This window comes from Leptothoe sp. PORK10 BA2 (genome assembly GCF_034932105.1).
In the GTDB taxonomy this organism is placed as follows: domain Bacteria; phylum Cyanobacteriota; class Cyanobacteriia; order Phormidesmidales; family Phormidesmidaceae; genus Leptothoe.
This window is the reverse complement of the sequence record NZ_JAYGIG010000002.1, coordinates 55712-82379: the sequence shown is the minus strand read 5'-3', so window position 1 is coordinate 82379 and position 26668 is coordinate 55712. Positions and strand designations below refer to the sequence as shown.

General features: G+C 51.2%; 22 protein-coding genes and 2 pseudogenes. 7 read left to right on the top strand and 17 right to left on the bottom strand.

Going from position 1 to position 26668, the window contains the following annotated elements; all coding sequences use genetic code 11:
• The first annotated feature begins 17 nt into the window (after positions 1–17).
• From frr to VB741_RS26220, 3 genes are all read left to right on the top strand, one after another.
• Entirely contained in the window at positions 18–539 is a 522-nt protein-coding gene (gene frr / locus VB741_RS01195; protein ID WP_323363369.1) for a ribosome recycling factor, read from the top strand.
• Positions 540–742: 203 nt separating this feature from the next.
• On the top strand, positions 743–1873 hold the full coding sequence (locus tag VB741_RS01190; RefSeq protein ID WP_323363305.1) for a geranylgeranyl reductase family protein: 1131 nt from the start codon (positions 743–745) through the stop codon (positions 1871–1873).
• 431 nt (positions 1874–2304) lie between these two features.
• Positions 2305–2493, top strand: a complete 189-nt coding sequence (locus VB741_RS26220) for a replication restart DNA helicase PriA (protein ID WP_442786263.1) — start codon at positions 2305–2307, stop codon at positions 2491–2493.
• A gap of 63 nt (positions 2494–2556) precedes the next feature.
• Here the strand turns inward: VB741_RS26220 and rlmN are convergent, their stop codons facing one another.
• Together rlmN and VB741_RS01180 are read right to left on the bottom strand one after the other, a co-directional pair.
• Entirely contained in the window at positions 2557–3627 is a 1071-nt protein-coding gene (gene rlmN / locus VB741_RS01185; protein WP_323363304.1) for a 23S rRNA (adenine(2503)-C(2))-methyltransferase RlmN, read from the bottom strand.
• A gap of 461 nt (positions 3628–4088) precedes the next feature.
• Positions 4089–4907 (bottom strand): SPFH domain-containing protein, encoded by an 819-nt coding sequence (locus tag VB741_RS01180; protein WP_323363303.1) that lies wholly within the window; start codon positions 4905–4907, stop codon positions 4089–4091.
• Between the two features lie 175 nt (positions 4908–5082).
• On the opposite strand from VB741_RS01180, the gene VB741_RS01175 reads away from it, so the two are divergent.
• Complete coding sequence (locus VB741_RS01175; protein ID WP_323363302.1) at positions 5083–5799, top strand: hypothetical protein; 717 nt, start codon at positions 5083–5085, stop codon at positions 5797–5799.
• A 46-nt stretch (positions 5800–5845) separates the two neighbouring features.
• On the opposite strand, the gene VB741_RS01170 is transcribed toward VB741_RS01175, so the two are convergent.
• Complete coding sequence (locus VB741_RS01170; protein WP_323363301.1) at positions 5846–6568, bottom strand: rhomboid family intramembrane serine protease; 723 nt, start codon at positions 6566–6568, stop codon at positions 5846–5848.
• Positions 6569–6693: 125 nt separating this feature from the next.
• Complete coding sequence (locus VB741_RS01165) at positions 6694–7617, bottom strand: LysR family transcriptional regulator (protein ID WP_323363300.1); 924 nt, start codon at positions 7615–7617, stop codon at positions 6694–6696.
• Positions 7618–8274: 657 nt separating this feature from the next.
• On the opposite strand from VB741_RS01165, the gene VB741_RS01160 reads away from it, so the two are divergent.
• The 3 genes from VB741_RS01160 (at position 8275) to VB741_RS01150 (ending at position 11903) form a co-directional block, all read left to right on the top strand.
• Positions 8275–8964 (top strand): response regulator, encoded by a 690-nt coding sequence (locus VB741_RS01160; RefSeq protein ID WP_323363299.1) that lies wholly within the window; start codon positions 8275–8277, stop codon positions 8962–8964.
• Entirely contained in the window at positions 8964–10916 is a 1953-nt protein-coding gene (locus VB741_RS01155) for a CHASE2 domain-containing protein (protein WP_323363298.1), read from the top strand. Before VB741_RS01160 ends, VB741_RS01155 begins: the two co-directional genes overlap by 1 nt.
• Before the next feature lie 861 nt (positions 10917–11777).
• Positions 11778–11903 (top strand): hypothetical protein, encoded by a 126-nt coding sequence (locus VB741_RS01150; protein WP_323363297.1) that lies wholly within the window; start codon positions 11778–11780, stop codon positions 11901–11903.
• Positions 11904–12063: 160 nt separating this feature from the next.
• On the opposite strand, the gene VB741_RS01145 is transcribed toward VB741_RS01150, so the two are convergent.
• The 13 genes and pseudogenes from VB741_RS01145 to VB741_RS26210 form a co-directional block, all read right to left on the bottom strand.
• Entirely contained in the window at positions 12064–13362 is a 1299-nt protein-coding gene (locus VB741_RS01145) for an HlyD family secretion protein (RefSeq protein ID WP_323363296.1), read from the bottom strand.
• Between the two features lie 178 nt (positions 13363–13540).
• Positions 13541–14029, bottom strand: coding sequence for an NACHT domain-containing protein (locus VB741_RS01140; RefSeq protein ID WP_323363295.1), 489 nt, complete (start codon positions 14027–14029; stop codon positions 13541–13543).
• A 31-nt stretch (positions 14030–14060) separates the two neighbouring features.
• Positions 14061–14528 carry a hypothetical protein gene (locus VB741_RS01135; protein ID WP_323363294.1) on the bottom strand — a complete coding sequence of 156 codons (468 nt, stop codon included), beginning with the start codon at positions 14526–14528 and terminating at the stop codon, positions 14061–14063.
• Positions 14529–14670: 142 nt separating this feature from the next.
• Positions 14671–16509: a DCC1-like thiol-disulfide oxidoreductase family protein gene (locus VB741_RS01130; protein WP_323363293.1), complete on the bottom strand. Its 1839-nt coding sequence runs from the start codon at positions 16507–16509 to the stop codon at positions 14671–14673.
• 29 nt (positions 16510–16538) lie between these two features.
• Positions 16539–17459, bottom strand: a complete 921-nt coding sequence (locus VB741_RS01125) for a hypothetical protein (protein ID WP_323363292.1) — start codon at positions 17457–17459, stop codon at positions 16539–16541.
• Between the two features lie 22 nt (positions 17460–17481).
• Entirely contained in the window at positions 17482–18942 is a 1461-nt protein-coding gene (locus tag VB741_RS01120; protein WP_323363291.1) for an MBOAT family O-acyltransferase, read from the bottom strand.
• 22 nt (positions 18943–18964) lie between these two features.
• A pseudogene (locus VB741_RS01115) lies at positions 18965–19234 on the bottom strand (acyl carrier protein); the annotation flags it as partial.
• An 88-nt stretch (positions 19235–19322) separates the two neighbouring features.
• Entirely contained in the window at positions 19323–21110 is a 1788-nt protein-coding gene (locus tag VB741_RS01110) for an acyl-CoA dehydrogenase (RefSeq protein WP_323363289.1), read from the bottom strand.
• A gap of 45 nt (positions 21111–21155) precedes the next feature.
• Positions 21156–22988, bottom strand: a complete 1833-nt coding sequence (locus VB741_RS01105; RefSeq protein ID WP_323363288.1) for a fatty acyl-AMP ligase — start codon at positions 22986–22988, stop codon at positions 21156–21158.
• 671 nt (positions 22989–23659) lie between these two features.
• Positions 23660–25273 (bottom strand): LA_3751/LA_3752 family putative glycosyltransferase, encoded by a 1614-nt coding sequence (locus VB741_RS01100; protein WP_323363287.1) that lies wholly within the window; start codon positions 25271–25273, stop codon positions 23660–23662.
• Positions 25274–25320: 47 nt separating this feature from the next.
• Positions 25321–25632 carry a DUF6444 domain-containing protein gene (locus tag VB741_RS01095; protein ID WP_323363286.1) on the bottom strand — a complete coding sequence of 104 codons (312 nt, stop codon included), beginning with the start codon at positions 25630–25632 and terminating at the stop codon, positions 25321–25323.
• A 155-nt stretch (positions 25633–25787) separates the two neighbouring features.
• Positions 25788–26045 (bottom strand): annotated as a pseudogene (locus VB741_RS26215) (cation-transporting ATPase PacS); the annotation flags it as partial.
• A gap of 168 nt (positions 26046–26213) precedes the next feature.
• Positions 26214–26516, bottom strand: a complete 303-nt coding sequence (locus VB741_RS26210; protein ID WP_442786265.1) for an NACHT C-terminal helical domain 2-containing protein — start codon at positions 26514–26516, stop codon at positions 26214–26216.
• Positions 26517–26668 lie beyond the last annotated feature (152 nt).

The following is a 26668-nucleotide window of genomic DNA, read 5'->3' as shown; positions in this document are numbered from 1 at the left end:
ACGATGTAGAGCAGTCGATGCAAAAGGCTGTTGAGTCTACTAAGCGCTCGTTTAATACCATTCGTACTGGACGGGCCAACGCATCTTTACTCGATCGTATCTCTGTTGACTACTACGGCAGCCCTACACCGTTAAAGTCAATGGCCAACATCAGTACCCCCGACCCCAGTACGCTGATGGTGCAACCCTACGACGCCAGTATCCTCAACCAAATCGAGAAGGCTATTTCCCTGTCTGATGTGGGCCTGACGCCGAACAATGATGGGGCTGTGATTCGGTTAAATATCCCTCAGCTCACTAGTGAGCGCCGTAAGGATTTTGTCAAGCTAGCGGCCAAGTATGCGGAGGAAGGCCGGGTGGCTATTCGGAACATCAGGCGAGATGGGATGGACTTTGCAAAAAAGCAGGAAAAGAGTGGTGACCTGTCTGAAGACGAATCCCGTGATTTGCAAGATCAGGTACAAAAGCTAACGGATCAGTACATCAAAACGATTGATAAGGCCCTGGAAGATAAAGAAAAGGAAATCCTGAAGGTTTGATCGATTGCCTGGGTTCATTGTCTGGGTTGGTTTTCCATGGCGATACCTGTGGCTAGCCCTCAATTATGACTTCTGCATAGTTTGATGACCGCAGCCGCTTAGAATGGTGGGCGCTGCTGTTCTTTGGCAAGACTTAAATCTGTAAAAGTCTTTTATCCACGTCCGGCCAGCATTGTCACCGTAGGGCATATCGGGAGTTCATCATGTTTGACTGTATTGTCGTGGGTGCTGGCCCTGCGGGTAGTACCACTGCGTACAAGCTGGCCCAGCAGGGGCATTCTGTCCTGCTGCTTGAAAAACATCAGTTACCCCGCTATAAGCCTTGTACGGGTGCGATCGCACCCAGTGTTGCCAGTTGGCTAGACTTTGACATCACCCCCGCCATTGACCAAAAGCTACGGCGCGTGCGCTATACCTGGCAGCTAGGGGATCCCATCGAAGCCGACCTAGAAACCGACGAACCCATGTGGATTGTCCGCCGTGAAGTATTTGACCAATGCTTAGTTGATCAGGCCCTCAAGGCGGGGGTAGCCCTCAAGGACGGCACATCTGTTGTGGGGATCGCGTTTAAAGACGACGGTTGGACCGTGCAAACTGAGCAGGGCCCCTATGCTGGACGCTACCTGGTAGCCGCTGATGGAGCCGATGGCCCCATGGCCCAGTGGCTAGGCTTTAACCCCGAAAAAGTACGCCAAGCCTATGTGCTGGAGATCGATTTGCCCGCCCCCTTGGAAAATCCCACCATGGCGTTCGAATTTGGTCTTGTGAAGCAAGGGTGCCTGTGGAATTTCCCCAAACGACAGCGTCATTCCCTAGCCATCACTCGCTTCCTGGGGGACACCCTCAAAAATCCAAAAGAATCCTTAGCCACCTATGCCCAGTCCTTAGGCAGCGACCTGGAGGCAGGGCAGCTCTACTCCCATGGCCTGAAGTTGTGGAATGGCAATCGGCCCCTCCATACCCAGCAGGCACTCTTAGTGGGCGAGGCCGCCGCCCTTGTTGATCCCATGACGGCGGAAGGCATTCGTCCTGCTATTTTTAGTGGCCTAAAGGCTGCCGTCGCCATTGATCGTGCCCTGGGTGGGGACACCCTAGCCTTAGCCCACTATAGCGAGACTATCCACGAAGAATGGGGCAATGATATTCAGTGGAGTCAGCGCATTGCCAACATATTTTTCCGCATGCCAAAAATCGGCTATCGAGTCGGCATTAAACGCCCAACGGCCACCAAACGGCTGGGACAACTCTTAGCCGGAGAGATTCGCTATGCAGACCTAGCCAATCGAGTGATTAAGCGCCTTAGTGGCAGTTTTTTACCGGGCCGAGAGACGTAGGCCTCGTTTTTAACTTTATCTAAAGTTGAAATCTAAAGTTGAAGTGACTTCCCATTCAGAATGATTAATCAATATTCGTCTTCCGTAGAAAATAATTATTCTCATGTCTGTGGGACTGCACAAATAAAGCCCTAAAAAAGTAATTAAAAGGGCTAACTATCTAAAAAAAACCTTTAGATTTACTGGTTCGAGAGTAGGCTGGCTAAACACATTCTTTACAAGAGTAATAACTTTTATATTTTAAGTTGTCGATATAATCGGCTGTTTTCTGTTGCCTTTAGTCGCTTAAAAACACGCTGGGTAAGCCTCTGGCAACAGCGGGGATCGCCTGTTAAGAGGGCGATCCCCGCCTTTTTTGTAACTTTTGACACATTGTCGCTCCAGCAAGAACTTGCCATAATTAAAGCCTGCCTATCCTTTTAATAAATCCTATGAATACCGTGATTCAAACTATTCATTGTCCAAACTGCGGCAAGTTAGCCGAGCGCCACCATTTAAATCAACAGCAACTCACTCGAACCCAATGTTCGAACTGTGACTACTTAATGATTGTTTGTCAAAGGACTGGAAAAGTTATTGAAGCTTATGCCCCTGGCATTGCTGCTGTAATGGCCCGTTAAGCACCCTAAATGTCTGGAAGTAATAACAAAACTGCCCCCGTTCGTCATGGTTTTGTTACTGAATTAATCGCCTACCTTGGATGCTCGCAATTGGCCACAGGCAGCATCCTTCTCCAGACCCCGAGAATAGCGAACAGTCACGGCAACGCCCGCCGCCTTTAAGCTATCGGTAAATTGGTTGACTCGCTGACGGGAAGGCCGCTGATAGTCCACCTCATCAATAGGATTGTAGGGAATTAAGTTGACATGGCTTTGGAAGCCGCGCAGTAGTTGGCTAAGCTCCACCGCATGATCTTCGCAGTCGTTTAACCCCGCCAACAAAACATATTCAAACGTGACCCGACGACCTGTAATGGCAACATACTCACGACACTCATCGAGGAGATCCTTGAGGGGGTATTGTTGGGCGCTGGGAATTAATTGAGTTCGTAGGGGTTGGTTAGAAGCATGGAGGCTAACCGCCAGGGTTACCTGTAGATTGTGCTGGGCTAGGCGACGAATTTGCCCTGGAATTCCAACGGTGGAAATGGTGATGCTCCGCTGACCGATGCCAATGTCCTGGTTGAGACATTTGACCGCCTGGACCACATTATGGGCATTGATCAGCGGTTCACCCATGCCCATAAAGACAATATTGCTCACCCGTTGAGCAAAGTCTTCCTGCACCGTTAGCACTTGATCCACAATTTCATGGGTGGCCAAATTACGAATAAATCCCCCCTTTCCTGTGGCACAGAAATCACAGGCCATGGGGCAACCCACCTGGGAGGACACACATACGGTCAGCCGTTTCTCTGTGGGGATACCAACGGCTTCGATAATATGCCCATCGTCTAGCCGCAACAAAAATTTAACCGTCTGATCGGGGGCGATGGAACGATGGTGAATTTCAGAACGACCAACGGACACTTGTTCCATGGTCTGACGCCAGGTTTTAGGGAATACGGTGATGTCGGCGAGGGACCGAGCACCTTTGCCATAGATCCACTGGTGCAGCTGTTTGCCTCGATAGGTTGGCTGCCCTTGGGTTTGCACCCAATCCGTTAGCTCTGCTTGGGTCATGCCTAGCAAGGGACGATGGGTAGATTGGGTAGTTAATGCACCCTCAAGGGAGTCATTAGTGGTGGAAACCATGGGTAAGGGCGATAGAAAGCAAGGCGAGTCTATATCTTAGAGGCTAAATCTTAGAGGCTAAATATCCTAGCCGCTCTAGGTAAAGTCCCAGCACATTACTTAACCACCTCCGAAAGAAGGCATTAGGTTTTCCCGACAAAGACTTAAGCTTCTGGCGGATGACGATAAATGGGAGCACGTCATTCTCGGACCAGAGTTAAATAGAACTCGGAAACTCATGCCTGACAAAGCACAAGAAATCAAGGCTGTTTATTCTTCCTTCAGGGGATGACATGCTCCCCGATAAATTCGATTTAATTGACCTTAATTATTTCCTTAATGATTGGGTACCAACTCAAAGCGGGACGTTTTCCCGAGATAGTATGCAGAAGTCAGGAGTCATGAATCAGGGCCTCACTGGCTTTCGGCTTCTGGCCCCTGATTCCCCACCTAGTCAGGATTTTCCGGCTTAAGTTGATACCCTAATTATTTACATCTGGGCTGTCACTCATTAGGTCTACTATGCCTTCTGTCAACGCCCGAGGGTCCATAAAGAGCACTTTTGAGTTCTCGCTTTCGCCCAACTTCTGGTTTGCATCCACATAGCGTTGGGCAATTAAAAACTTCATGATTTCGCTCTGGCTGAGCTGGCCATCAAAGGCTTGGGAAATTAGCCTCATGGACTGAACATTGCCTTCCGCCTCAAGGATGGCAGCTTCTTTCAGGCCTTCGGCTTTGGTAATGGCCGCCCGTTTAGCAATTTCTGCCGCTTGCTCCAGTCGCATGGATTCCTCTACTTCGGTGGGAATCTTAATTTCTTGAACTTCTACGCGATTAACTTTTACACCCCAGGGTTCGGTGGCTTCATCCAATACATCTAACAGGGCCTTATTGATGGTTTCCCTGGAGGAGAATGTCTCCTGGAGTTCCATTTTACCGATTTCAGATCGAAGGGTGGTGATCACTAACTCCTGGATGGCGGTTTCGACATCTTCAATGGAGTAGTAGGTTTTTTCAAGATCCAAAATACGCCAGTAAATAACGGCGTCTACTTCGACATTGACATTATCTCGAGTGGTGGCACTTCTGGGTTCACTGTCTAAAATTTGTTCCCTTAGCGTATCTTCAATTACTAAGGAATCTAACAGGGGCACAATGAAATTCACCCCTGGCTCTAGGGTGGCACGGTAACGGCCCAATCGTTCTATTAATGCTGCATTACCTTCCTTAACGATCCTGACCGAACCAACTGAGTAGCCTATAACGATTAATGAGAGGATAGCGAGAATAGAAGAGCCCATGGGGAACCGGAGCGCTAGCGCAATGGATGAATGTGCTCATGGATAACACATCTATTGAGTTTCTGTCTAGCGTACGTTAAGGAAATTGGGATACTCTACCTGCGGGTATTGCCGGTTCTTGCCAGACCACTGTCTATGGCAATCTTTAGGTCAGAAAAAAATCATGCGGTGGGTTATGAGACATATCAGCTTGAATGTTCCTGGATTGGGAGGACTAGCCTTGCTCGTGGGGCTAGGTGCCTGGGGTGGGGTGGGGGTATCTACGGCCCTAGGGCAAACGTCCCATAGCGGCTGCTATGCCGAAGATGAAAATGGGCAGCTTTATGATTTGGGGGCCCTGTGTACTGCGCCGAGGCAGAGGCGGATTCAGGTTGAACCTGTCTTACAAACGGGGGATGTTCAGGTCACATTGCGTTGGAACACCGAGGATGATTTAGATTTACTTGTGTTTGATCCCACCGGTAACGCGATTGATTTTGCTTCCCCCACATCTCCCTCGGGTGGAAAGCTGGATGTGGATGCCAATGGCTTTTGTGAAACCCAGGCGTTTTCACCGGTGGAGAATATTTTTTGGCCCACGGGGGGAGCCCCGGGTGGAGACTATGTTGCCTATGTTAACTTTGCGATTCCCTGCACCTTAGAAGCGCTGGCCATTAGCGATGCTGCCGCTGCGGAGACTGCCTATGGGGTGCTTGAGGTGCCCTATATCCTAACAATTTTGGTGGAAGGGGTGACGACAACCTATGAAGGTATCAGTAAGCCTGAGGAAATTAGTGTGGAGTATCCGTTTCGGGTGGGTCCGCCGGTGACGTCTACGGGAGATACTGTCTCTGTAACGGCCCTCTCCGAGGATGGGTTTGAGGTGCCTAACTTTGGGCAACCGGAGCTGTAGTTGGTTGATGTAGGGGTGTTTGCTTGCCCAGTCAGGGTGTTAACTTTTAACGACGCCCTTGGTTGAAAGGGCCTTCTCCCTTAGGGAATAGACCTAGCAGAGGACCGAGGACCACGCCAAAAACAAACCCGCCCGCGTGGGCCCAGTAGGCGACACCGCCTGCCCCCATGTCGGCATTGGCTCCTAAACTGGCAAAACCGTAAAAGGCCTGTTGTACAAACCACCAGCCGAGGAAAAAGATGGCGGGTACTCGAATGGTGGTGAAGATGATGAACAGGGGTAATAGGGTGAGAATCTGGGCCTTGGGAAAGCGAATAATGTAGGCTCCCATGATGCCTGCGATCGCACCGCTGGCCCCCAACGTCGGCACCGCAGAACTGGGGGCAAATATCCACTGGGCTAGCCCCGCCAATGCTCCACAGGCCAGGTAAAACACAATAAACCGCCGGTGCCCCAACTGGTCTTCAATGTTATTGCCAAAAACCCATAGGTAGAGCATGTTGCCCCCCAGGTGGGCAAACCCGCCGTGGAGAAACTGGGAGCTAATCAGGGTAAACCACTCGCCGATAGGATTTAAGGCCCGTCCACCAAAACTATCCGTCAGTTCTGCTGGGACAATGGCCCACACTTGAAAAAACTGATTGAGGGCGTCTTCCCCCATGCCCTGGAGCGATAGTTCGTACAGGAAAATCGCCAAATTGAGAGCGATCAGCACAAACACCACATAGGGCCTGGTGCGGGTGGGGTTATTGTCGTTTAAGGGAACCACAGAAAAGGTTTATAGGCTGTCTACTCCAACATTGTCGGTGATGGGGTTTGAATTTTGAGTTTTGAATTTTAAGTTTTAAGTTTTAGTCTGGGGTGTTGCCATGGTGAGCCTGGAACAACCCACGCCTAGGCAGCTTTCGCTTCGCTGGGCTTGCCTCCCCAGACAGCTTTAATGGTGTCTAAAAAAGCAAAGACAGAGGGAGGCTGCAGGGCCTCCGCCAGGGTCACCACCCCAATGACCCGCTCAAAGGGTTCTGGGAGTTGTGCCACAATCACATCTTCGGGAATGGGTTCAGCGGCCAGGCGAGCGATGATGGCCGCCCCTAGCCCCCGTCGCACCATGCTGACGATGGTGGAGTCCTCTCGGACATCGTAGGCAAACTTGATGTTCTGATTATGGCGAGCTAAATATTGTTCAACGTTGTAACGACAGCCATCGCCAGGTGGGGTTTGGATCAGGGGATAGCTACACAGTTGCTGCCAGGTTAGGTGCACATTTATAGGGTGGTCGGTGGGGGGGAGCAGGACGATATATTCATCCCGCAGTAACTCCCAGGCTTCAAACTCTGGAACTGCGGGCAAATAGCTAAAGCCGATGTCGATGCGGCCCTGGCGCAGGTTATCTTCCACCCGGTGATAGTGGCTGAATTCTTCGATGGTGACGCTGATGCCGGGGTACTGTTGGCGGAATCGTTCAATCACTGCTGGCAAAATGTGGGTGGCCACACTGCGAAAGCCCCCCAGACGTACTTGGCCCGACTGAAGTCCTTTGGATAGCTGGGCCTGTTGACAAATTTTGTCTAGTCGCTCCAGCACTAGTTCGGCTTCTGCGGTGATGTTTGTTCCTACGGGGGTGAGCACGGCACCCTGGCGGCCTCGGTTGAGCAGGATGACTCCCAGTTCGGTTTCTAGGGTTGCGATCGCATGGCTCACAGCCGACTGTGACAGGTCTAGCTGCAAGGCGGCATCGCTAAAGGTGCCCGTCTTTGCGATCGCTACCAGTGCCCGCAGTTGGGAAAGTTTAAGTCGATTGGGATTGCTCTCAGCCATGGAGCCCCTGAAAGGGTAGATGATGCTTCAATCACATCCAGGTTAAACCCTTAAGCTTTTTCCGACGAAAACCATAGGTGCAAATCTGGATAGGATTGATCCTTTGATATTGCCCTAGATTGCTAAATAAAATCGATTAAATCCATCTATAACTTTCATGGAAGCTGTGCAGTAGACCGTTTGATTTACCAGATTTGTCCACCTACACTAGGAGGCTGAGAAATTGCTAGCCTCTAAGGTCTCAGGTGAATTGCAGAAATTGCCTTAGGCTCGGGATAGAGACGGACAAAATGATGTGTTGTGGGGTGATCTCCCGAAACAGATGGTGAGCATCGGGTAGCCATTTCAACCGTAGCCCGACCCAACCGCTTCAAGATTCGTAATGTCTGCTGTCTTTGTAGTTTTCTACAAGTGCGATCGCATTTTTCATGAAACTATTTGCAGGCTTTGATTATTGTTGAAAATACGTATCAAAAATTACAGTATAAACATCGCTAAATAAGGCACTTAAACTTTTAAGCGCTTTGTATTCGATGTCAACGAGATTCTGATCCAGCTTGAGCCGTCTCATCCACATTGACCGGTCAAAAGTTGGGGGCAACCGATGGCCGTTAACGCTTTAGCATCAACAGCAGCCATAAATAGTGAACATGAACCATGGGCCCCACCACCAAAGAAGCATCCACCGGCAAAATCCTGATTGTTGATGATCACCAGGTTGTCCTGAGCGGCACCATCGGTATTCTGCGTGAGCATTACCCCACCTACGAAATCGTCACCGCCAAAACAGCTCAGGAAGCCCTAGAGCAACTGGCCAATCATCACCTTAGTTTGGCGATTCTAGACCTCTCCATCCCTGAGGCTTATCAACAAGACGCCAAAGTGGAAACCGGCATCGAACTGCTGAGGAAGGTGATGAAACACTACCCCAATCAAAATATCGCCGTACAAAGTACCTACATTAAAGCTTTGGTCAGGGTCCGCTCAGAAATCGACAGCCACCAGGGCGGCTTTACCATTGTCGATAAAAGTATGTCCAGCCAAGACATTTTTCAGCGCATTGACGGTGCTCTGAAAGGGTTTAGCCACACCAGAGGGATCCAAACGCTCCAGGCTGGCATCGAACTCAAACCCGAGTGGTTAGATGTGTTAACCTTCGCCTTCCATGAAGGACTCCAGGACAAAGCCATTGCCCAAGAGTTAAATGTACAGCCCAGTACCATTCGTCACTATTGGAACAAACTCTACGATGTTCTAGAAATAGACCCTGAAGTAGATAAAAAAGAAGGCAAAAACCTCCGCAGCCTCACCGAGATCCGCGCCCGTGAGCGAGGGCTACTGGACTAATGGAGGAGCAACGCCGCTGGGAAAAACTCTTAGAGAGACTCAAAACTGGTCTTTGGGGGTTTGGCATCGTTGCATCGATTTTAGGAGCCCGTTCCTTAGGGGCATTTCATGTCCTAGAACTCATGGCCCTAGATCGTCAATTTGCCACTCACCCATCCTTTGAAACACCTGACAAACCCATCACCATCGTTGAGATTGGCCCCAGCTACGCTACAGGGTCTGAAGAGAAAGGTTACACCATTGATGCCAGTTCATTGGCACAAATCTTAGACAACATTTTCAAAAGTGATCCTGCCGTAGTGGGCACAGATATTGTGTCTTACCGAATTACGGGAGAGTTTACAGACCAACTGTTACCTACTATCAGCAATCACCCAAACCTAATTACAGTTGAGGCCATTCTAGCGAATCCAGCCGAGCCGCTGCCAGGTCTATCCACAACCCAAATAGCACAACAGGTTGGATTTAATGACTTGGTAATTGATCGAGATGGTACTGCCCGGCGTGCCCTTTTAGGGGCTTATAAAAATGTAGAAGAGTATAAAAATTCCTTTGCCATTCAGGTAGTCCAAAGCTACTTCAAGAGCACTAATTCTGATGGTAAACCAATCGAATTAGATAATGGGATTCAAGATCCAGAAACTATGAGTTTCGGTGAGGTTGAGATCCCCAGAATTAAACCTGAATATGGATATGGTAGCGATGAAATATTTGATATCCAGACTCTGATTAACTATCCAGGACAAGTAGAACCTTTTGACGTTATTAGTGCGGCTGATTTAGTTAACGCTCAAGGCCAGTCAGATCAGCTGATCAAGGATCGGGTTGTTATAGTCAGTCTGGTAGGTTCTCCTAAGGAATTCAAGACCCCTCTGACCATCTTTAATAGTGTCTTCGATAATTCCCAATTAGTGAGCGGTGTTGAGGTTCAATCTCACATCATCAGTCATCTGATTAAAGCGATAGAACATAAACAACCGTTGATCTGGACAAATCTGGCAGCACAATATTTATTCTTATTATCTTTCTCAACCCTGAGTATTGCCGCCAGTAGATTTTCAAAGGACGTCATCAGTGGCTTTGCTCGATTATCGATTATTACAATTTCAAGTATTTTACTGAGTTACATTCTATTACTGCAAATAGGTCTCTGGTTACCCATAGCGGCCACCCTTGCATCAGTCATTGCCAATGGTCTTATTTACATCAACTATGCCCAGAATGAGCGGCGTTGGACTGGATTGATCGAGCAGCGAAATGTTGCTCTTGAAAAGGAACGTCACCTATCTGAAAAGCTTTCCTTGGAGCGTCATAGAACCATTGAAAATGTATTTGACTCCATCCATAACGGGCCTTTGCAAACCCTAGCCAACCTGTTGAGACAAACCCGTGACGAAACAATTGGACTGTCCGATATTTGTCTTAGCCTAGAAGATTTGAACCGCGAAATTCGTTACATCGGTGACTCTATTAAACAGGATGCTACTGAGCAAAAAGATAGCCTTGATGTTAGCTATGCCGGCACTAAGTTTGGTTTGGATATTCCTCTTCAAGAACTATTTCAAGAGGTTTATGATGCTATGCTATCGCGACCTTTGCTCGGGTTTTCAAAGCTTAAATTCACAATCATTGCATTTGATCCCATTGACTCGGAAATGCTCACCATTGAAGTCAAACGTAAACTATGTAGATTTCTAGAAGAAGCCCTAGGAAATGTTGGAAAACATGCTTCTGGGGCTACACGATTGGTGGTAACTGGGAAAATCAAAAATGATCACTATGAGTTGACTGTGGCTGACAATGGTCCTGGTTTGATTAACCATGAAACAGAGACTGGAGAAGGTACGCGCATAGGTAGAGAAATAGAAAAACTAACCCGAGGAAAATTTATACGTAGACCCAACAAACCTAAGGGATTATTGTGTCAATTAACGTTCCCCATGTCCACTTAAGATGGCTGAAAATGAACATAATAAAATTTTGAATTCAGGCCTTGAGTGGGAACTAAAAGAAATATATTTATTCTTGTATTTTAACCCTGATTAATTGCTAGGAAATGGGTATTAATTAGGGTCACTTGATAGCAAAAAAAGGAGGTGATTAACATAGCAACATTACAAGGGACAAAGCAACTATGGCTAAATTTAGTGATAGCTGCATTAATTTCACTACCTATTATTTCTATGATCGGCAGTGCTGCCAATGCGACGTTTGAACCACCACCAGCGGATCCTAATCGGACCACTGGTAGGACAAGCAACTCTACTCGTTGATATTGCCTGAGTGGAAATGATTTAAATCACACATACGCCGTGATTCCCCTTGGAATCACGGCGTTTTTTAGTAAAAGTTGCCTAACTTTGTACAAAAGTAGCAAGGCCTTTGCAGAGAAGATAGCAACGACCTAAACAAAAGAGATCACGGATCTACAGAAAAGGAAATTGTATTGCTAGGAAGCCTTCGCTATTCTGTGATTGTTGGGTAAGGAAACAGTGAATCAGCTGAATTTTTTATGTGGTTTAGCTGAGTTTCATCTGGAGCGCCTACCGGCAGACAGTGTTTAGTTGTCATTTCTCTGTTTCATACTACTCTCTTCCCTTGGAGCTCGTGAAATGCCTTTTCTACCCTTCTTTCTAGTTTGCTTCATCTTCTTCGTGGTTTCAGAAGCTTCAACTACTAAGCCCAAGAAAAAGGAAAAGAAAGACAATACCCGCACTATCGTGATTGAGCTACCCAAAAACTGATGGCCGTGCCAATTTACTGGTCAACCGTCTGAGTTAAGTATATCCACCCTATATCAGGAGGACTTCACTATGACCGTTCTAGCATCCATGCAAGCAATGAGAACGCAGCGTAAGGCTTTATTTGCCAGTCTGGTGTTGTTCCTGTGGCATAAGTTCAGACCTGACGCGACAGACTGTGGTACTGACTGCTGCTAATCGAACTAAGGCCTCCGTCTAGGAGGCCCGTTAAGTTTTTAAGTTTTGCTGTGACAGTTAGGGGTAAAGAGCGCTCTCAAGGCGTCTTTGCTCCTTTTTTTTATTTGTTTGTTGTTTGTTTTCTTGTTTGTTATGGCTAACTGGGTGTGGCTGGGGCGGCCTAGTTTTCCTCATCGCGGTTAAAGCGTAGATTATCCAGGGTCTGGCCGGGGGGTAAGTCGATAAACACCCGGTCCTCTGATGTGACACCGTCTAAAATTTGAATTTGTTCGCCCACTTGGGGACCTAGGGTGACGGGCCGAAAGCGAATACTTTTGTCGTTTTCATCGGGGACTAGCACACCGGTTTCTCCGCCCTGGGTGACCACGGCGACGGCTGGCACCACTAGGGCATCGCTCAGGCGATTGCCGAGGAAGGCAACGTCCACATTCATGTTGGAGCGGAGTTGGTCTAGGCCGGTCTCTAGCTCTATTTTGACTTGGAAGATGGTAACGTTTTGGCGCTCAATGGCTTCGGGAGCGATTAACCGCACTTTGCCGGTAAAGATGTTTTCTGGATAGGCGGTGGATACAATTTCGGCTGCTTGGTTGATTTGGATTTGGCCCAAGTCGGCTTCGGGGACTTCGGCGATCACTTCTAAACCATTGGCAATGGAGACAATGGCGCTAGAGGTGGCGGATGCAGCCTCTGATGCTGAGGTGGTGGGGGTAACAAAGGCCCCGACTGCGGCAAATTTTTGGGTGACAATGCCGGCGAAGGGGGCTCGAATAATGGTGTTGTCAATGCGGGTTTCGATGGCTGAAATTTGGCCAAGGGCACGCTCTATGCGGGCATTGGCCTGGGTGATATCTTCTGGGTCTGGGTCGTCTTCTAGATCGCTGAGGCGTTGTTGGGCTTCGTTGAGGCGTGCCCTGAGTTGGTTGACATTGGCGATAGCGCTGTCGACGGCGTTTTGGCTGTTGTCGAGTTCTCGTTCAGAAATTGCGCCTTGGGTGTAGAGGTTGCGATCGCGATCCAAATCGCTTTCCACCAACCTCAGGTTGGCCTCCGCTTCCACTACCTGGGCTTTTACCGCCTCCAGGTTGGCTTCTGACTGGGCTAGCTGTGGCCGATCCGTACCCTGTTGTAGATCCTGGAGCTGGGCCTGTGCCTCCACCAAATTTGCCTGGTTTTGGCGCAGCTGGGCGTTCAGATCATCCATGTCCATCCGGGCCACCACTTGCCCCTGTTCTACCTTATCCCCCTGTTCTACCAATAATTCAGCCACAATGCCTGCGTTTTTGGGGCTCAGATTGACCGTGTTAAATGCTTCAACCTCACCACTGGCATTGATCCTTACCGTAACTTCCTTAGACTCCACCGGTACGGTTAAGGCGGTCACATCATAGCCATTGTCACGGGAACGACTGACCGCAACCACCGCCCCAATGCCAAGCAGACTCAGGACCAAACCGCCCATAATCCAGGCTAGGGGTCTCTGCTTAAATAGCATTTTTACCAAATCACAACCTCATCCTTACACCCAGAAATAAGCTTTCGCCCATGAAATTTTTAATGTACAACGGCTATGGGCAGCGCAAATTTGTTTTTGATTCAACCCTGGGCACAAAACAGTCACTGTCTACAGCTTAGCGAATTTATTGGGGACTGGTTGATTCAGGCATTATCCGCAGCGGGGCGGCATCTGATGCGGGTGCGGAGGTATTGCGCAATGAGCGGTTGGAGCTGAATCGGTCAGCAAGTCTGCAGCATAATGGGGTGGTGATGCCGATTGTAGTGGCCGATAGGATATTTAAGGCTCGTCCATAGAGGGGGCTACGTCGGTTGGGTAGTGTTTGCTCACGTTCGTAAATTAAGTACAGAAATGTGAGCAGTAGAGGAGTCTGGGCAAGCTCTTTGGCGGCTTTGTTTTCGGGTTGTTGTAGCAGTTGCCAATACTCGTTAGCGCTGTCAGCTTCTTGGTCTAGCTTGGAGTTAAACCAGCGCTGGATAAATTGCTGTATTTGGTCATTGTCAAAATCGGTAATGGTGACATCGGAGAACTGTTGAAAACTACTGCGATAGGCGGCGGTACAACAGGGAGCAACAAAGGTATTTTGATCATATGGATCCTGCTGGCTTCTCAAGAGAGAGCCTGTTGTTCATGGCAATAGACACTTACAGGGGGAGAGTCGCCTCTGTTTTTGGAGTACTACCAACGATGGATGCACGTTCAAGTGATTGACACAAGCGGTACCAATGCATTTCTGAGCGCCCCAAGATATAGGCAATGCCATCATAGGAGATGCCATGTTTTCTCAAGTACAAGGCTTTACCCGCCACCTCAGCCGTCTCACTCATGTAGGGGGTGACGAAATCCGGGCGGAGCTGATAGGCCGTTTCCATATGGGGCAAATAGATCCGACGAGTCTTTACGTGTTGCCGAGACGACGTCACCCATCCATGAAATCGATACCCCTCCTCGATGCCTTCGGGAAAGAGTTCTGGATGGGATGCTATCTGGTTGTCTAGATACTCACGGTAGACCTCGCGGTCCTCGACCAATTGCTCATAATCAATCCCCTCGGCTATCGGTAGGCAGATCGTTTTATCCCCGGCGATTCCTCGTTGCTTACGTTTGGCCATCTGCTGTGACCTCCAAACTCTATGCCCTCATTTTAGCCAAACAGACTGAGTTGGAACTGGGGCCAGACGATCGGTGTCTAGGGAGATCTCCTGGCTCTGCTGGAGTTGGGCATGTGGTTCATGGCAAAGGGTAGTGCTTGGCCTATTGAGGACAGGATTGACTCCAGGGTTGGGTGACGGTGGTGGTTTGTTGCTCTCCGGGGGGAACGGTGGGTTCCTGGGTAAAGGAAACGCTGATGCTATTGAGCCGCTGCCCGTCTGTGTGGCGCTGATTCCAGCGGCGGCAGACATAGTCGCCATAGTGGGGGTAGAGCTTTTCACCCCCGGAACGGTTGAGATTAATAAAATAGGTGCGCCACTGCAGATTTTTGTAAATCGCCTGGCGCTGGGCCAGGGTGGGCTTATCGGTGGCAATCGGCCGATCGGGCTGGAGCAGGTTGATGGGACTGCCATCGGTCAGGGTACCCGTGACTCCATGCCAGCCGTCATCACGGGGAGGGCCAGGGGAGAAAATGCTCCAGGACTGGTCTAACCGGGCCGCCTGCATCGGCAGCTGTAGCCGATTGGCGGTGCGGCTATGGGTGATCCGTCGCAGTGTCTGGATAGCTGGATTGGGGCTATCGACAAAGGCGTGGTGATGGGTGATGCTGCGCAGATTCCAGAGGGAGATCAGCAGCAGCAGGATGGCGGCCAGCCCGTTGTTTAACCAGGAAGGCCCCACGGAGAAGGATTTGAATTTGAAGGGGCGGGTGAACAGACCGGCCCGACGCCGGTTGTTGGCGATCGCTTCGTAAACCCGATTGCCAGCGGCCATGAGTGGCGACCACCGCAGCAGCGGTTCAAATATCCGAAACCCGGGCGAAACGCTGCACACATAGGCGATTGCTTCAAATTTGTAGTGCTGCTGCCCCTGCCAGTCCACCACCACCCAGGAGTTGTAGCGCTCCATGGCGGCATAGATATCTGGGTCGCTCTGGGTGGTGCGCAAAGGGGTCGCTGGCAGCAGCACCAGGGTGCGAATCAGGTGCACCACCTTTTTGCAAAAGCCACAGTCGGCATCATAGTAAATCACCAGCCCGTCCTGTTCCCGTCCATAAAAACGCTTGGTCCAGCCCTCCCAGGTGGAGGTGGGAATAAAGGCTAGCCAGGTGACGACGCTCAGGACGGGAAAAATACCAAGATTGAGCGTTAGCCCAAACCCCAGGTGCAGCAAAATAAAGGTGACAATGGCAAGGTTGCGAAACAGGTCGGTGCGGATCGGCACAAATAGAAATAGGGGACCGACCCATTCCAGCACCAGGGTAAACAAGGTGAAGATGGGCAGTAGCGCCCCCAGGTTTAATAGCCAGGCCCCCAACGGGGTGACATACTGGTCAAAGCTGAGGGAGTAGTAGACGGCGCTGCCCTCGGGCCACCAGGTGGAACTGGTGGTTTTAAAGAAGGCGGAAAACATGTAGATGTAGCACTGCTGCACCATCAGGGCGATGGTGGCGACGCCAAAGAAGCGCTTGGGCAACCGGGCCGAATTGAGGGCGCTGTCGATGGAATATTGCGCCCCCAGGGGGAGAAACATAGCCCAGAACATGACGGCCCGCAGCACATCGTCAGCGGCAAAAATCAGGACCGGATTACGGTTGTGAAGCGAGACTAGCATGGCCCAGGAGGCGATGGTCGCCAGCCGGGTTTTGTAGCCTACCAGCAGCGCCAGGGCGATGGCGATGGCGATCGCAAATAACCCTGCCTGCACCCAGGGGTGACCGCTGATCAGATGCAGTGACCAGTATCCGTCTGGTAAAAGCTCAGCGGCGGCCTGGCGGGGCAGCACCCCGACATCGGTGTAGTGGGGGATTAAATCCCCCATGCGGGTGAACAGATCGGCTAAAATCACCAGCGCCAGACCCATGCGCAGTAAGGCCAGTGACCTGAGGTCGAGGCCATAGCGTTTTTCCAAAAATCCGAGGCGGGGAATGGGGATAGCCATGGCACAACGGGTCAAAAAGGGCAAAGGGATTAGTTGGATAGCAGCGGCTGCAGCTCTTGGGCCAGGATTTGCGATCGCAACCGGCGGGCCTCGGGGGTGAGATGGTAATGGGTATCAGCAAACAGACCGGAATCGTTCTGGATGTTCAAGGTCTCGGCATCATACAGCAGGGGGGCAATGGCCGATAGTGCCTGGGTCGTGGCCTCAATATTGGACTGGGTGGCTGGATCGCTGGTGTCGCCATAGATCCAGGGCAGCGCTAGCAACAACGTTCCTCCCTGGGCTTCCACCTCCTGGCGAAATGCGGCGATGCGCTCCAGCGCATAGGGGGTGGCTGGTTGTTTGATTGTCATCTGCCACCATTGGCCCGTGCGTTCCTTGGTGACCGTGGGGTCCCCTTGCTCGGTGAGCGGATCGTCGTAGTAGCCGGTGACGCGACCCAGGGTGGCTATATCATTGGCGGACTTGACCATGGCCCGCAGCGACGGCACCCCCAACATCAGCACATTTTGGGCCAGCTGTTGGGGCGACAGGTTTCCTGCTAGAGGCTGTCCTGTGGCCAGGGCAAAGGCACCGGAGCGGTCTCCCAGTCCCTGTTCATGCTCCAACAGCAAATATTCGGGAATCAATAGCACCGTGTCCCCCGGTTTCACCTGGGGTAGTACGCTGGGCAAAATCAGGTTTAGACCCACCGGACCGTCAATCCCCAGGTTGATCACCGGCAGCCCCAGCTCTGCGGCTAGGACCTCGGAATTGATCGTATAGTGCGCCCCCGAGCCACCGGTCACAATCAACTTAGGCGACTCGATGGTTTGGGCCAGGGCCACTTTCCGCTGGTATAGAGAACGTAGCCAGGTGGTTTCGCCACCACCGTAGACGTTATACAGGGTGCCAGCCCCCCAGGCCAACCCTGCGATCGCAGCCCAGCTCCATAGTTTTCGCCATGCCATGGCCGACTCCCCCTCCAGCGGTTTAAAACTCAAAATAGATAAATTCAGATGGAATATTGGCCGCAAACAAAATCGTACAGACCAGCAGTGCCTTAGACACCCAGGGAATCAAAAACAGCTCATATTCCAGAGAGCGCTCCTGCCAGACGGCAATGTGCTCCACCAGTAAAAATCCGCTCGCCAGTAGCAGCGTCAGTCCCAAGGCCAGACCCTCATTTAGGCTGTACTGACTAAAGGCACTGCCGAGATTTGCCAGGGAATAGGACCAGGGGGTGACCAGGGTCAGCAACTTTGTCACCAGACGGGTGGTGTTTAGCTCCATAAAAAATAAACAACCCAGCACCACCGAACCAAAGGTTAAGGCCCAGGAAATCAGCTGAGGCCGTTTGACATACTGGCCAATGGCCCGCTGGAAGGGCCGCCCCGCATAGCGCAGCAGCAGCAACAGCGCCCCGTGGTAGACCCCCCAGAGAATAAAGTTCCAGGAGGCCCCATGCCAAAAGCCGGACAGGGTAAAGGTGGCAAACAAAAACGCCGGAGCCCAAGTTTTACGAGACCCCATCAGGGGCAGAAACACATAGTCCCGAAACCAGGTACTCAAAGACACATGCCAGCGACGCCAGAACTCATTAATGCTCTGGGAGGTGTAGGGGGCTAAAAAATTAATGGTGAGCCTGACCCCAAGTACGCGGGCAAGGCCGACCGCCATAAAGCTGTAGCCAGCAAAGTCAAAGTAAATCCGCAGGGTAAACAGAAAGGCATAAAACCACACCAGCCAGGCATTTCCCGCTTCCTGCAAATCAATATAGGGGGCAATGTTGTCCGCCAAGACAAATTTCATAAACAGCCCCAGGGAGAGCCAGCGTAGGCCCCAGTCCCAGTTCTCTGCGGTAAATTTAAATCTAAAGTTAGAGATCTGTGGCAGCAGGTCCGACCGGCGCTCAATGGGACCCGCCACAATCTGTGGGAAAAAGGACACAAAGTTAACATAGTCCATAAAGGCGATGGACTTGTTACGCCGGGCCTTGAGGGAGTCGACCACAAAGGCCACCATTTGAAAGGTGTAAAACGATACCCCCGGTGGAATGCCGCCAAATACTGGCAGGGGAAACTGCGATCGCCAGTTGTCGGGCACCGTCACCGCCAGCCCCAGGAGATCCTCAACAAAGAACGTTAGATACTTAAAATAGACCAGCACCCCCACATCAAAAATGATCAGCAGGGTGGCAATCAGCCGTTCCTGTTTGGCTGGGCGGCTAATCATCCACCGCACCATCCCATAGTTAAATAGGATCTGGACTAGAAAAACGGCAAAACTGGTGGTGCTGGCATGAAAAAACAACAGCAGCGACAGGACCGCAATGCCGAGGGTATCAAAAACACCGCGCCAGACGTTAAAAACCTGACCCAGAAAGCGCACCGTAAAAAACGGTACACAAAACAATAGCAGGATCCACCAAAAGGAAAAGTCAGAAAAATTCAAGGCGATGCCCCCCTAGGCTCTACTGGTCGGAGCCTAGGGAAACGTCAAACTCATTGACTAAATAGGTGGCCGCCTTGGCAATGGTGGGATAGTCCCACAGCAGGGTGGATGGCAATTCCATGTCCAGCCAGTCTTCTAAATCAGCCACCATGGTAACCGCATCAATGGAGTCCAGACCATAACGGGTTAGGGGCTGAGTTACATCCACCGTGGTGGGGTCCAGGGAGAGCACATCCGCTATCTGATTAACCAGCCAGGACTGAATGGCGGCAACGGGGGAAGTGGCGTTCAGGTTTTGGGTTGTAGAAGATGTCATCGGATTTAATTCGGATTTAATTAAGAGAAAATTGACAGGTATAGAACAATGAAAACAGGGATCATCAAATCAAAAGCGCTGGTACCGGAGGGGTAACCGGTGCTACACCAGCCAGCTGGAAAGGCACAATTGAAAACATTTTGTCATCAGCATGCAGTTGTAACAGTTCCTCCGCTACAGTTTCGTAATCAGCCAGCGGCACCGCTGGCCGATCCGGGGTGAGCTGGGCCAGCAGTCGCTCGGCACACAGCACTAGCCATTTGCCCTGGGCAAAAAACTCTCCCAGCTGGTGGCGGTTGTGGAGCCACATGTGTAAACAGGCGGTGGCTGCGTGGATATAGCAGTATTGCTTAGCGGCTTCAAAGGCTTCAAAGGACTGGTCGTGACCATGTTCAAAGGAGCCATGGGCCAGCGCTTCATCCTGTTCATCCAGGACGGTGAGAAACCGCTGGTACTGTTGTTTAAGACAGTCTAGAACCGCCGTATCCAGCGGCTGGTCCAGGGACTCCAGGGCGGTCAATGCCGGTTCCAGCCCCTGGATGACATCATCGGCCCCCCGGCTGATCAGCTCCAGCTGGCTGGGGTTAAAGGTGGGCAGGTCTGTGGCCAGATTAAAGCTGTTGCGTAACCGCTCCTGGAGCGCCGCTAAATCCTTGGGCTGACGGCGGCCGCGGGCTTTGGCTAAATGTCGTCGCTGCAGGATCAAAGAGTGCAGATTAACCACCGAGCTACCGTCAAATACGCTGATGATGGAGCTGTCCCGCAACATTTTTTGAAAGACGCCAGCATCATGTTCATCCCGCATGTAGAACCTGGCCCCCAATACTACAGAAATGTCCTGCTGCATTTTTTCCAGGGTGACGGGGACAAAGTATTTATCCACCGCTGACCAGACGCTAAACTGTCGCGGGGCCACATGGAAACCACGGGCGGCGGCGATATTGACACAGTCGCAGGTGAGAATATCGAGAAAGCCATTCACCAGCACTCGGCGGGGATGGGGCATATCCCAGACGGTCTTGCCATAGATTTTGCGGCTGAGGGCAAAATTGAGCGTGGTGCGCAAACAGGTGTCGGCAGACCCCTGGGAGAAGGCGGCACACAGGGCACGGGTAATTTGAAATCCCTTGAGGGCCAGCTCCAAACCCTGGCCTTCTTTACCCAACAGCATGTCATCGGGCACAAAACAGTCCTCAAAATAAATGCCGCTCATGTCGGCACCGCGAATGCCGTGGGTCTTAATTTTGGGATTGTTGCCAAAGCTAGCGGGGTCAATCTCCTGTTTATCCACCATAAATAGGGACAGGCCTCGGTTGCCGCCAGCTTCATCGGTGCGGGCCAGGACAAAGGTGATGCCTGAGCGGGTGGCTCGGTTGATCGGCCACTTCTCTCCGGTGAGGCGATAGCCGCCGGGTACTTTTTTGGCGACAACGCTGCCGCCCACTAGGTCGCTGCCGTGGTCCCGTTCCGAATAGGCCAGACACATGGTGCCGTACTCTTCCTGCATAAACCGGGCCAGCTTTTGCTTTTGCTGGTCGGTGCCGGCCATCCAGGTGAGAAAGGACCAAAACATGGTGGTAAATGCGATCGCAATATTCAAATCGCGACGGGAAAGAACCCGCACAAAGGCGACAAATTCCTCAAATGAGGTAAACTTACCGCCGTTTTCGGTGGGTACATAATAGTGCTGCAAGCCCCAGTCATAAAGCCACTTGACCTCAGCGTCAGGAAAGACTTCCTGCTCATCCAGGGCCGCTGTTTGCTCAAAGGAAAGTGGATTTTTAGCCACAAACGGGCTACCTAAATCGCGCTCTAGAGCTGCCGCCACTTGATACTGTTTAAGAGGTTTCATAGGCCTAAAAATTTAAAGTGTGATGGGCCACGCTAGCCGCAGCTGTTAATAGGAAGCCACTTGCACCGGACGTTCCGGGGTATCCAGGTCGGTCTTAAAATCTCCCATACTGCCAGATAGCTGGGGACGTTCGCTCCACTCAGCGATAATCTCCAGCTTACCGGCCAAAAAGTTTTGGCGGCAGGCCCGCCGCTGGATTTTACCACTGGAGGTTTTGAGCACATTGCCGGATTTCACCAATGCGATCGCGCTGACCTGGAGTTCATGGCCTTCCGAAATCCCCTGGCGGATGTCCGCCAAAATCTCATCCGCCGCCAGGGTAAGCTGATGCGATCGCTCCACCTCCTGCACCACCACCAGTTTCTCCTCGCCCTCATCAATAATCGAAAAGGCCGCACCATAGTCAGGGCGAAGGGCCGGATGCAGATGCTGTACGGTCCATTCAATGTCCTGGGGATAATGGTTAGTGCCACGAATAATAATCAGGTCCTTGATGCGGCCAGTGATATACAGCTCGCCCGCCTGCATAAAACCCAGGTCCCCTGTGCGCATGTAGGGACCCGCCTGGGGCTCGTCCTTAAGTCTGGCTTGAAAGGTTTCCTCGGTAGCCTCAGACCGCTGCCAGTAGCCAGCCGCCACCCCCGGGTCTGCCACCCAAACCTCACCGACCCCATGGGCAGCGCAGCGAGCCAGGGTATCCGGGTTGGCAATCACCACCTCAGTCTCACATACCAGCTGACCACAGCTCACCAGGTCGCGCTGCAGAACATCCTCCAGCGCAGGAGTTACCCGACCCCGCTCCAGCTCAGCCGCATCCAGGGAGGTAATCACCGGTTCGGTGCCCACGGCTTTACTAGACACCAGCAGCGTCGCTTCCGCCAGACCATAGGCGGGGGCAAAGGTGGTCCACCTAAAACCATGGGGGGCATAGGCCTCGGCAAACTCACGCATCACCCGAGGGTTAATCGGCTCTGCGGCATTGCCCGCCGCCCGCCAACAGCTCAGGTCTAAGCCTTCACGCTTGGCTGGCTTTACCCGCCGCACGCATTGGTCATAGGCAAAGTTAGGGGCCTGACTGTGGGTGGCCCGGTATTTAGAAATAGCCTCCAGCCATCGCTGGGGCCGTTTAACAAAGGCCAGGGGAGACATCACATAGCAGGGCACCCCAGTGTATAGCGGCTGAATTACCCCCTCCACCAAACCATAGTCATGAAAATAGGGCATCCAGGTGACCGTTGCCCCATCCGGGGTATAGCCACAGGCCCGCTGCAAATAGTCGGAATGGTGCATCAGGTTGTAGTGGCTGAGCATCACCCCTTTGGGCACTGACGTTGATCCTGAGGTGTATTGCAAATAGGCCAGGGCATTCTGGTCAACCTGGGGGTTCTGCCACTGGTCGGCCAGGGCTAAGTCCACCGCTTCAGTATTGAGCCAGGTCATTTGCTCAAACTGAGATGCAACAACATCTTCATTGGTTTTGAGCAAATCAATAATCCGCTGATTGCTCAAGACTAAGGTCGCGTCGGCATCTTTGACAATTTCCAGCAGCCTCGGTAGGGCTCGCTTCATCCGCCCAGCATCCGGCGGCGGCACCGGAATCGCAATCACCCCGGCATACAAACAGCCGCAAAAGGCCGCCACCACTTCCACACCCTGGGGATACAGCAACAGGGCTCTCTCCCCTGTAGTATTTGCCTGCTGCAACCGGGCAGCAATCGCCCTTGCCTGCTGGTCAAGCTGTTGATAGGTGTAGCGAGCAGCCTCGGTTTTACCATCCTCTAAAAACTGGTAGCCGAGCTGATCGGGTTGCTCCTGGGCCCGATGGCGCAGTAAATCAACAAGGGTGGAAAACTTGGGGGACGAAGAGAGCTGAGACATAAAATGTAGCAGAGCTCCTGATAGAAATTAAATAACAACTAAAATCTAAAGAAAACTGTGCCCTAGATAACAAATTGGTTCCTCTTGGGCCCGATGGCGCAGTAAATCAACAAGGGTGGAAAACCTGGGGGACGAAGGGAGCTGAAACATAAAATGTAGCAAAGCTCCTAATAAAAATTAAAGAATAACTAAAATCTAAAGAAAACTGTGTCCTAGACAACAAATTGTTAGTCTGCTTTGAACCAATCACCTCGATTTATACACCGCTCGATTTATACACCGATTAAGAGACCAGCACAGCCTGTTAAAGGCAGTAATGTAAAACCTGATACTGCAGATTTTTACTGGAATATACTGGTGACATAATGGCACGAAGCCTTGGGTGTGGCATACAAAGACAAAGGCTCTTCATAGAAAAACTATACTTGTTTTGACAACATAAAGTTCCTGGACAGCTAAGTGTATTCACGGAGACAGCAGGGGCGAAGAGCGGCTGATATTCCTTGGAAACAACCTTCTGAGCAGCCTGAGGGTGCTAACCACTGGCTAACAATTGGGTTAACCGTCCTAAATATTTAACGAGTTTTGGTCGTTTCAGCGATTTTGATCGCTAAACCGCAGGTTGTCCAACGCCTGAAACCCTATTAACTTCGTTGAGATGCTAACCGTTTTCAAGTTCCAGGGGCGGTTACCAATTGGGAGATGGTGACGTCATACAGGGGATACTTACCAAAGGTGCCAATGTCGGAAAATTGCAGCTGCAACGGTGTGTCTGCCGCTGATACTGATGGGTTCGATTCTGCCGGTGTGGGACAGGGCCGGTGGGGATAGCAAATGTACAGGAACTGTTCATGTCCTTGTTGATATAAACCATCGGCTAATGTGTAAACATCCGCCGTTGATTCCGTTAAAAAGAATAGCTTGTCCGGGGTTGCGGCCCATAGCTGCTGGGCGACAAACTGATGGGACATGGCAATATACGGGCTTGAATGCTGATTGATGGCTGCGATCGCAGGCGCAATCGGTGCGTAGTTATATCGCAGGGAGGTGGAGTTGGTGTCGCTATCGCGATAGCTGGTCATTGTACCGTGGTACACATTGAGCTCGGCCCCTGCTACAAATGCTACCGCCATGCTACCGAGGATGAAATATCGTTTCCAACCGCCCCTTTGCTTCAGCAGGTCATTCATATAGATGCCGCCAATCAGGGCCAGCATCGGGATTATCATCAAATAAAACCGCGCTCCCCATTGTTTGCCGCCAGCCCCCGGCGGAATAATCAACGGCACAGCCAGGACAAACAGCAGCAGAATTAGCCAGGTGGTAATAATCTGCTGCCGAGACTCCCGCCATTCCCCTGGGCCCGCTAAAACCGTCATCGCCAGCACCCACAGAGTAAATGGAAAGTATTGAAGCAGAGCATTCAGCAACTGCTTATAGTTAGCCACCGCCTGGGATATTTGCTGGCTAATGGACGATTCCTCAACCACCTGCAGCGCATGGATGCCTAAAAAGTGACCATAAATGATGTGATTTAGTCCAAAAAAGACCGCAATGGTCACCAAAATCCCGGCCATAAACAGGTGAGCTTTGCCATGGAGCGTCGGCAGCCAAGCCCGGCGGCTAATCCACTGTAAGAATGTCAGCCCCACTATAATGGCCGCCAGACAGATCAATTCAGACCGAAACCAAACGGCAAGACCCAGCAGACTGCCAGCGACCAGGGCCTGGGGGCCAGAGACTGTAGTATCCCCTGGCCAGAGCACCAACGTCATGCCCCAAAAAACTAGACAAACGGCTAAGGTATGCTCCCAGTACATCGCTCCATATAGCGTCAGGGGAGAGGCAAAAATAACTACCCCCAAGGAGATGGCCAGGACATCGGCTCTCCACCTCAGCTGTTCGCCAATCTGAACAAAGCGAATCCAGATCAGCCATAGGGCCAGTAAAGGAACAACATAGAGACCTTTGTAGCCTAGAACCCTATAAAAAGGAGCCGTCAGTGCTGAAAATGGAAACGGAAAGGTAATAAAGTGCTGTCCGGCGCGTTCATAGACATAGGGTGGCGTAAAGGGGTATAGCCCCTGCTGCCATAGCCCAACCACCCAATCCGGCGCGGACAGACGCAGAGCAAAATGCCAGTCGCCTGTGGCAAACTGCTGGGTTAGCAAAGCCTTAAGGCCACCATCGCCACTAAAAAACACCCCGTTCCGGGCATAGAGCTGCAACCCCAGGGTGAACACCATACCGCCCACCAGCATCAGCCACGGAAGTTTAGGAAGCAAAAATTGCTTTGACTTAAGTGATGTTATTGGCTTGGATAATAGTGATGTCATTGGCTTGGATAATAGTTTTCGATGTGTTCACGTGCTTCGGGTGGATATAGCTTGGGGGCGTTCCCTGCCTGTCCCGGTTGCCCCCCTCGCGGCCGACGACTGCGAGGTTTCTTCGCCTTAAATCCCTTTGGTTTGTCCTCGGATGGCGGCTGGGATGAGTTCTGGATATTGCGCTGCAGCTTTTCTTTGCGTACTTCATTCTCGACTCTTGACACCAGACTGAGGACCAACGCCTTTACGCTGGCCGGTGTCTTTTCCCCATCCGCTTTGCTGACCTCGGAAATCGATGGGAGAGCCTTGTTTTGCATGCGTTTACTCTAGCAGATCCAATGTTGATTGATATATCTCACAACTCAGACCCCCTGAATGCTTACAAAGTTTCATGCATGGGCGGTTGCAGTGGTGGCCATGGTGACAACAAGGCTCAGGATAAACAGGCTGCTTAGTAGATACTGTCTGGGGTTCATGCTTGTGCCCCCTTGGGGTTAAATTTTTTCAGCCGTAGTATATTGGTGACTACAGACACAGAACTAAAGGCCATGGCCGCCCCGGCAATCATGGGGTTTAGCAGTCAGCCAAATAGGGGATAGAGGATACCGGCAGCAACAGGAATGTCAATAATGTCGTAGATAAAGACAAAGAACAGGTGTTGGCGGATGTTGGCCATGGTGGCTTTGCTTCGGCGAATGGCGGTGACAATACCGCATAATGGGGTGGTGATGCCGATTGTGGTGGCCGGTTTGATGGCGTTTAGCATTGTGCGGTTTCCTGAGATGGTTACGCGCAATAAGAGCCTGTAGAGCTTTGGGGGTACGACTCTGGTGGCTGGGATGAGGATGAAGCAGTTGGGGCAGGTGTGCGGGGTGCGGAAGCGGTTGGGGCAGTGAAGTTAGTCAACCGTTAACAGCCGTTCTTTGAGGGTTTCCCAAGCTTTGCGTGAAATGCCGATAGATGAACGTTGGCAGCGGAGCAAGAGGTCGTTGGCATAGAGATAATCACTTAACCAATTCCATTCATCTTCTAATAATGAGATATCTTCAACAGTTAGTTCTAAGGCCTTGAGATAAATTGTTTCAAGTTCATCACCAAAGCTTTGCCATTGTTCAGCGAGTGCTGATGATTGAGGTACTTTATCCTTGAGAATTTTTAACTGGTTGGGTAACTCTTGGAATGCTGATGTATTGAAGAACAGTCTACGGTGCTACCTCGGCTATAGTTTAGGAAACGTAGCTTGGACTGTGGGTGGGAAGTTTAAAGATGTTGCTTGGGGGCCCTCCGAGTTCCCCAAATCCCCATGGCTAGGGTCGGCACGCCGCCCTAGAACCCAACGTACTGGGTTCTCCT

Coding starts and splice junctions, on each gene's coding strand:
- frr (WP_323363369.1), top strand. CDS start 18: ATGCAAAAGGCTGTTGAGTCTACTAAGCGCTCGTTTAATACCATTCGT.
- VB741_RS01190 (WP_323363305.1), top strand. CDS start 743: ATGTTTGACTGTATTGTCGTGGGTGCTGGCCCTGCGGGTAGTACCACT.
- VB741_RS26220 (WP_442786263.1), top strand. CDS start 2,305: ATGAATACCGTGATTCAAACTATTCATTGTCCAAACTGCGGCAAGTTA.
- rlmN (WP_323363304.1), bottom strand. CDS start 3,627: ATGGTTTCCACCACTAATGACTCCCTTGAGGGTGCATTAACTACCCAA.
- VB741_RS01180 (WP_323363303.1), bottom strand. CDS start 4,907: ATGGGCTCTTCTATTCTCGCTATCCTCTCATTAATCGTTATAGGCTAC.
- VB741_RS01175 (WP_323363302.1), top strand. CDS start 5,083: ATGAGACATATCAGCTTGAATGTTCCTGGATTGGGAGGACTAGCCTTG.
- VB741_RS01165 (WP_323363300.1), bottom strand. CDS start 7,617: ATGGCTGAGAGCAATCCCAATCGACTTAAACTTTCCCAACTGCGGGCA.
- VB741_RS01160 (WP_323363299.1), top strand. CDS start 8,275: ATGGGCCCCACCACCAAAGAAGCATCCACCGGCAAAATCCTGATTGTT.
- VB741_RS01155 (WP_323363298.1), top strand. CDS start 8,964: ATGGAGGAGCAACGCCGCTGGGAAAAACTCTTAGAGAGACTCAAAACT.
- VB741_RS01150 (WP_323363297.1), top strand. CDS start 11,778: ATGACCGTTCTAGCATCCATGCAAGCAATGAGAACGCAGCGTAAGGCT.
- VB741_RS01145 (WP_323363296.1), bottom strand. CDS start 13,362: ATGGGCGGTTTGGTCCTGAGTCTGCTTGGCATTGGGGCGGTGGTTGCG.
- VB741_RS01135 (WP_323363294.1), bottom strand. CDS start 14,528: ATGGCCAAACGTAAGCAACGAGGAATCGCCGGGGATAAAACGATCTGC.
- VB741_RS01130 (WP_323363293.1), bottom strand. CDS start 16,509: ATGGCTATCCCCATTCCCCGCCTCGGATTTTTGGAAAAACGCTATGGC.
- VB741_RS01125 (WP_323363292.1), bottom strand. CDS start 17,459: ATGGCATGGCGAAAACTATGGAGCTGGGCTGCGATCGCAGGGTTGGCC.
- VB741_RS01110 (WP_323363289.1), bottom strand. CDS start 21,110: ATGAAACCTCTTAAACAGTATCAAGTGGCGGCAGCTCTAGAGCGCGAT.
- VB741_RS01105 (WP_323363288.1), bottom strand. CDS start 22,988: ATGTCTCAGCTCTCTTCGTCCCCCAAGTTTTCCACCCTTGTTGATTTA.
- VB741_RS01095 (WP_323363286.1), bottom strand. CDS start 25,632: ATGCAAAACAAGGCTCTCCCATCGATTTCCGAGGTCAGCAAAGCGGAT.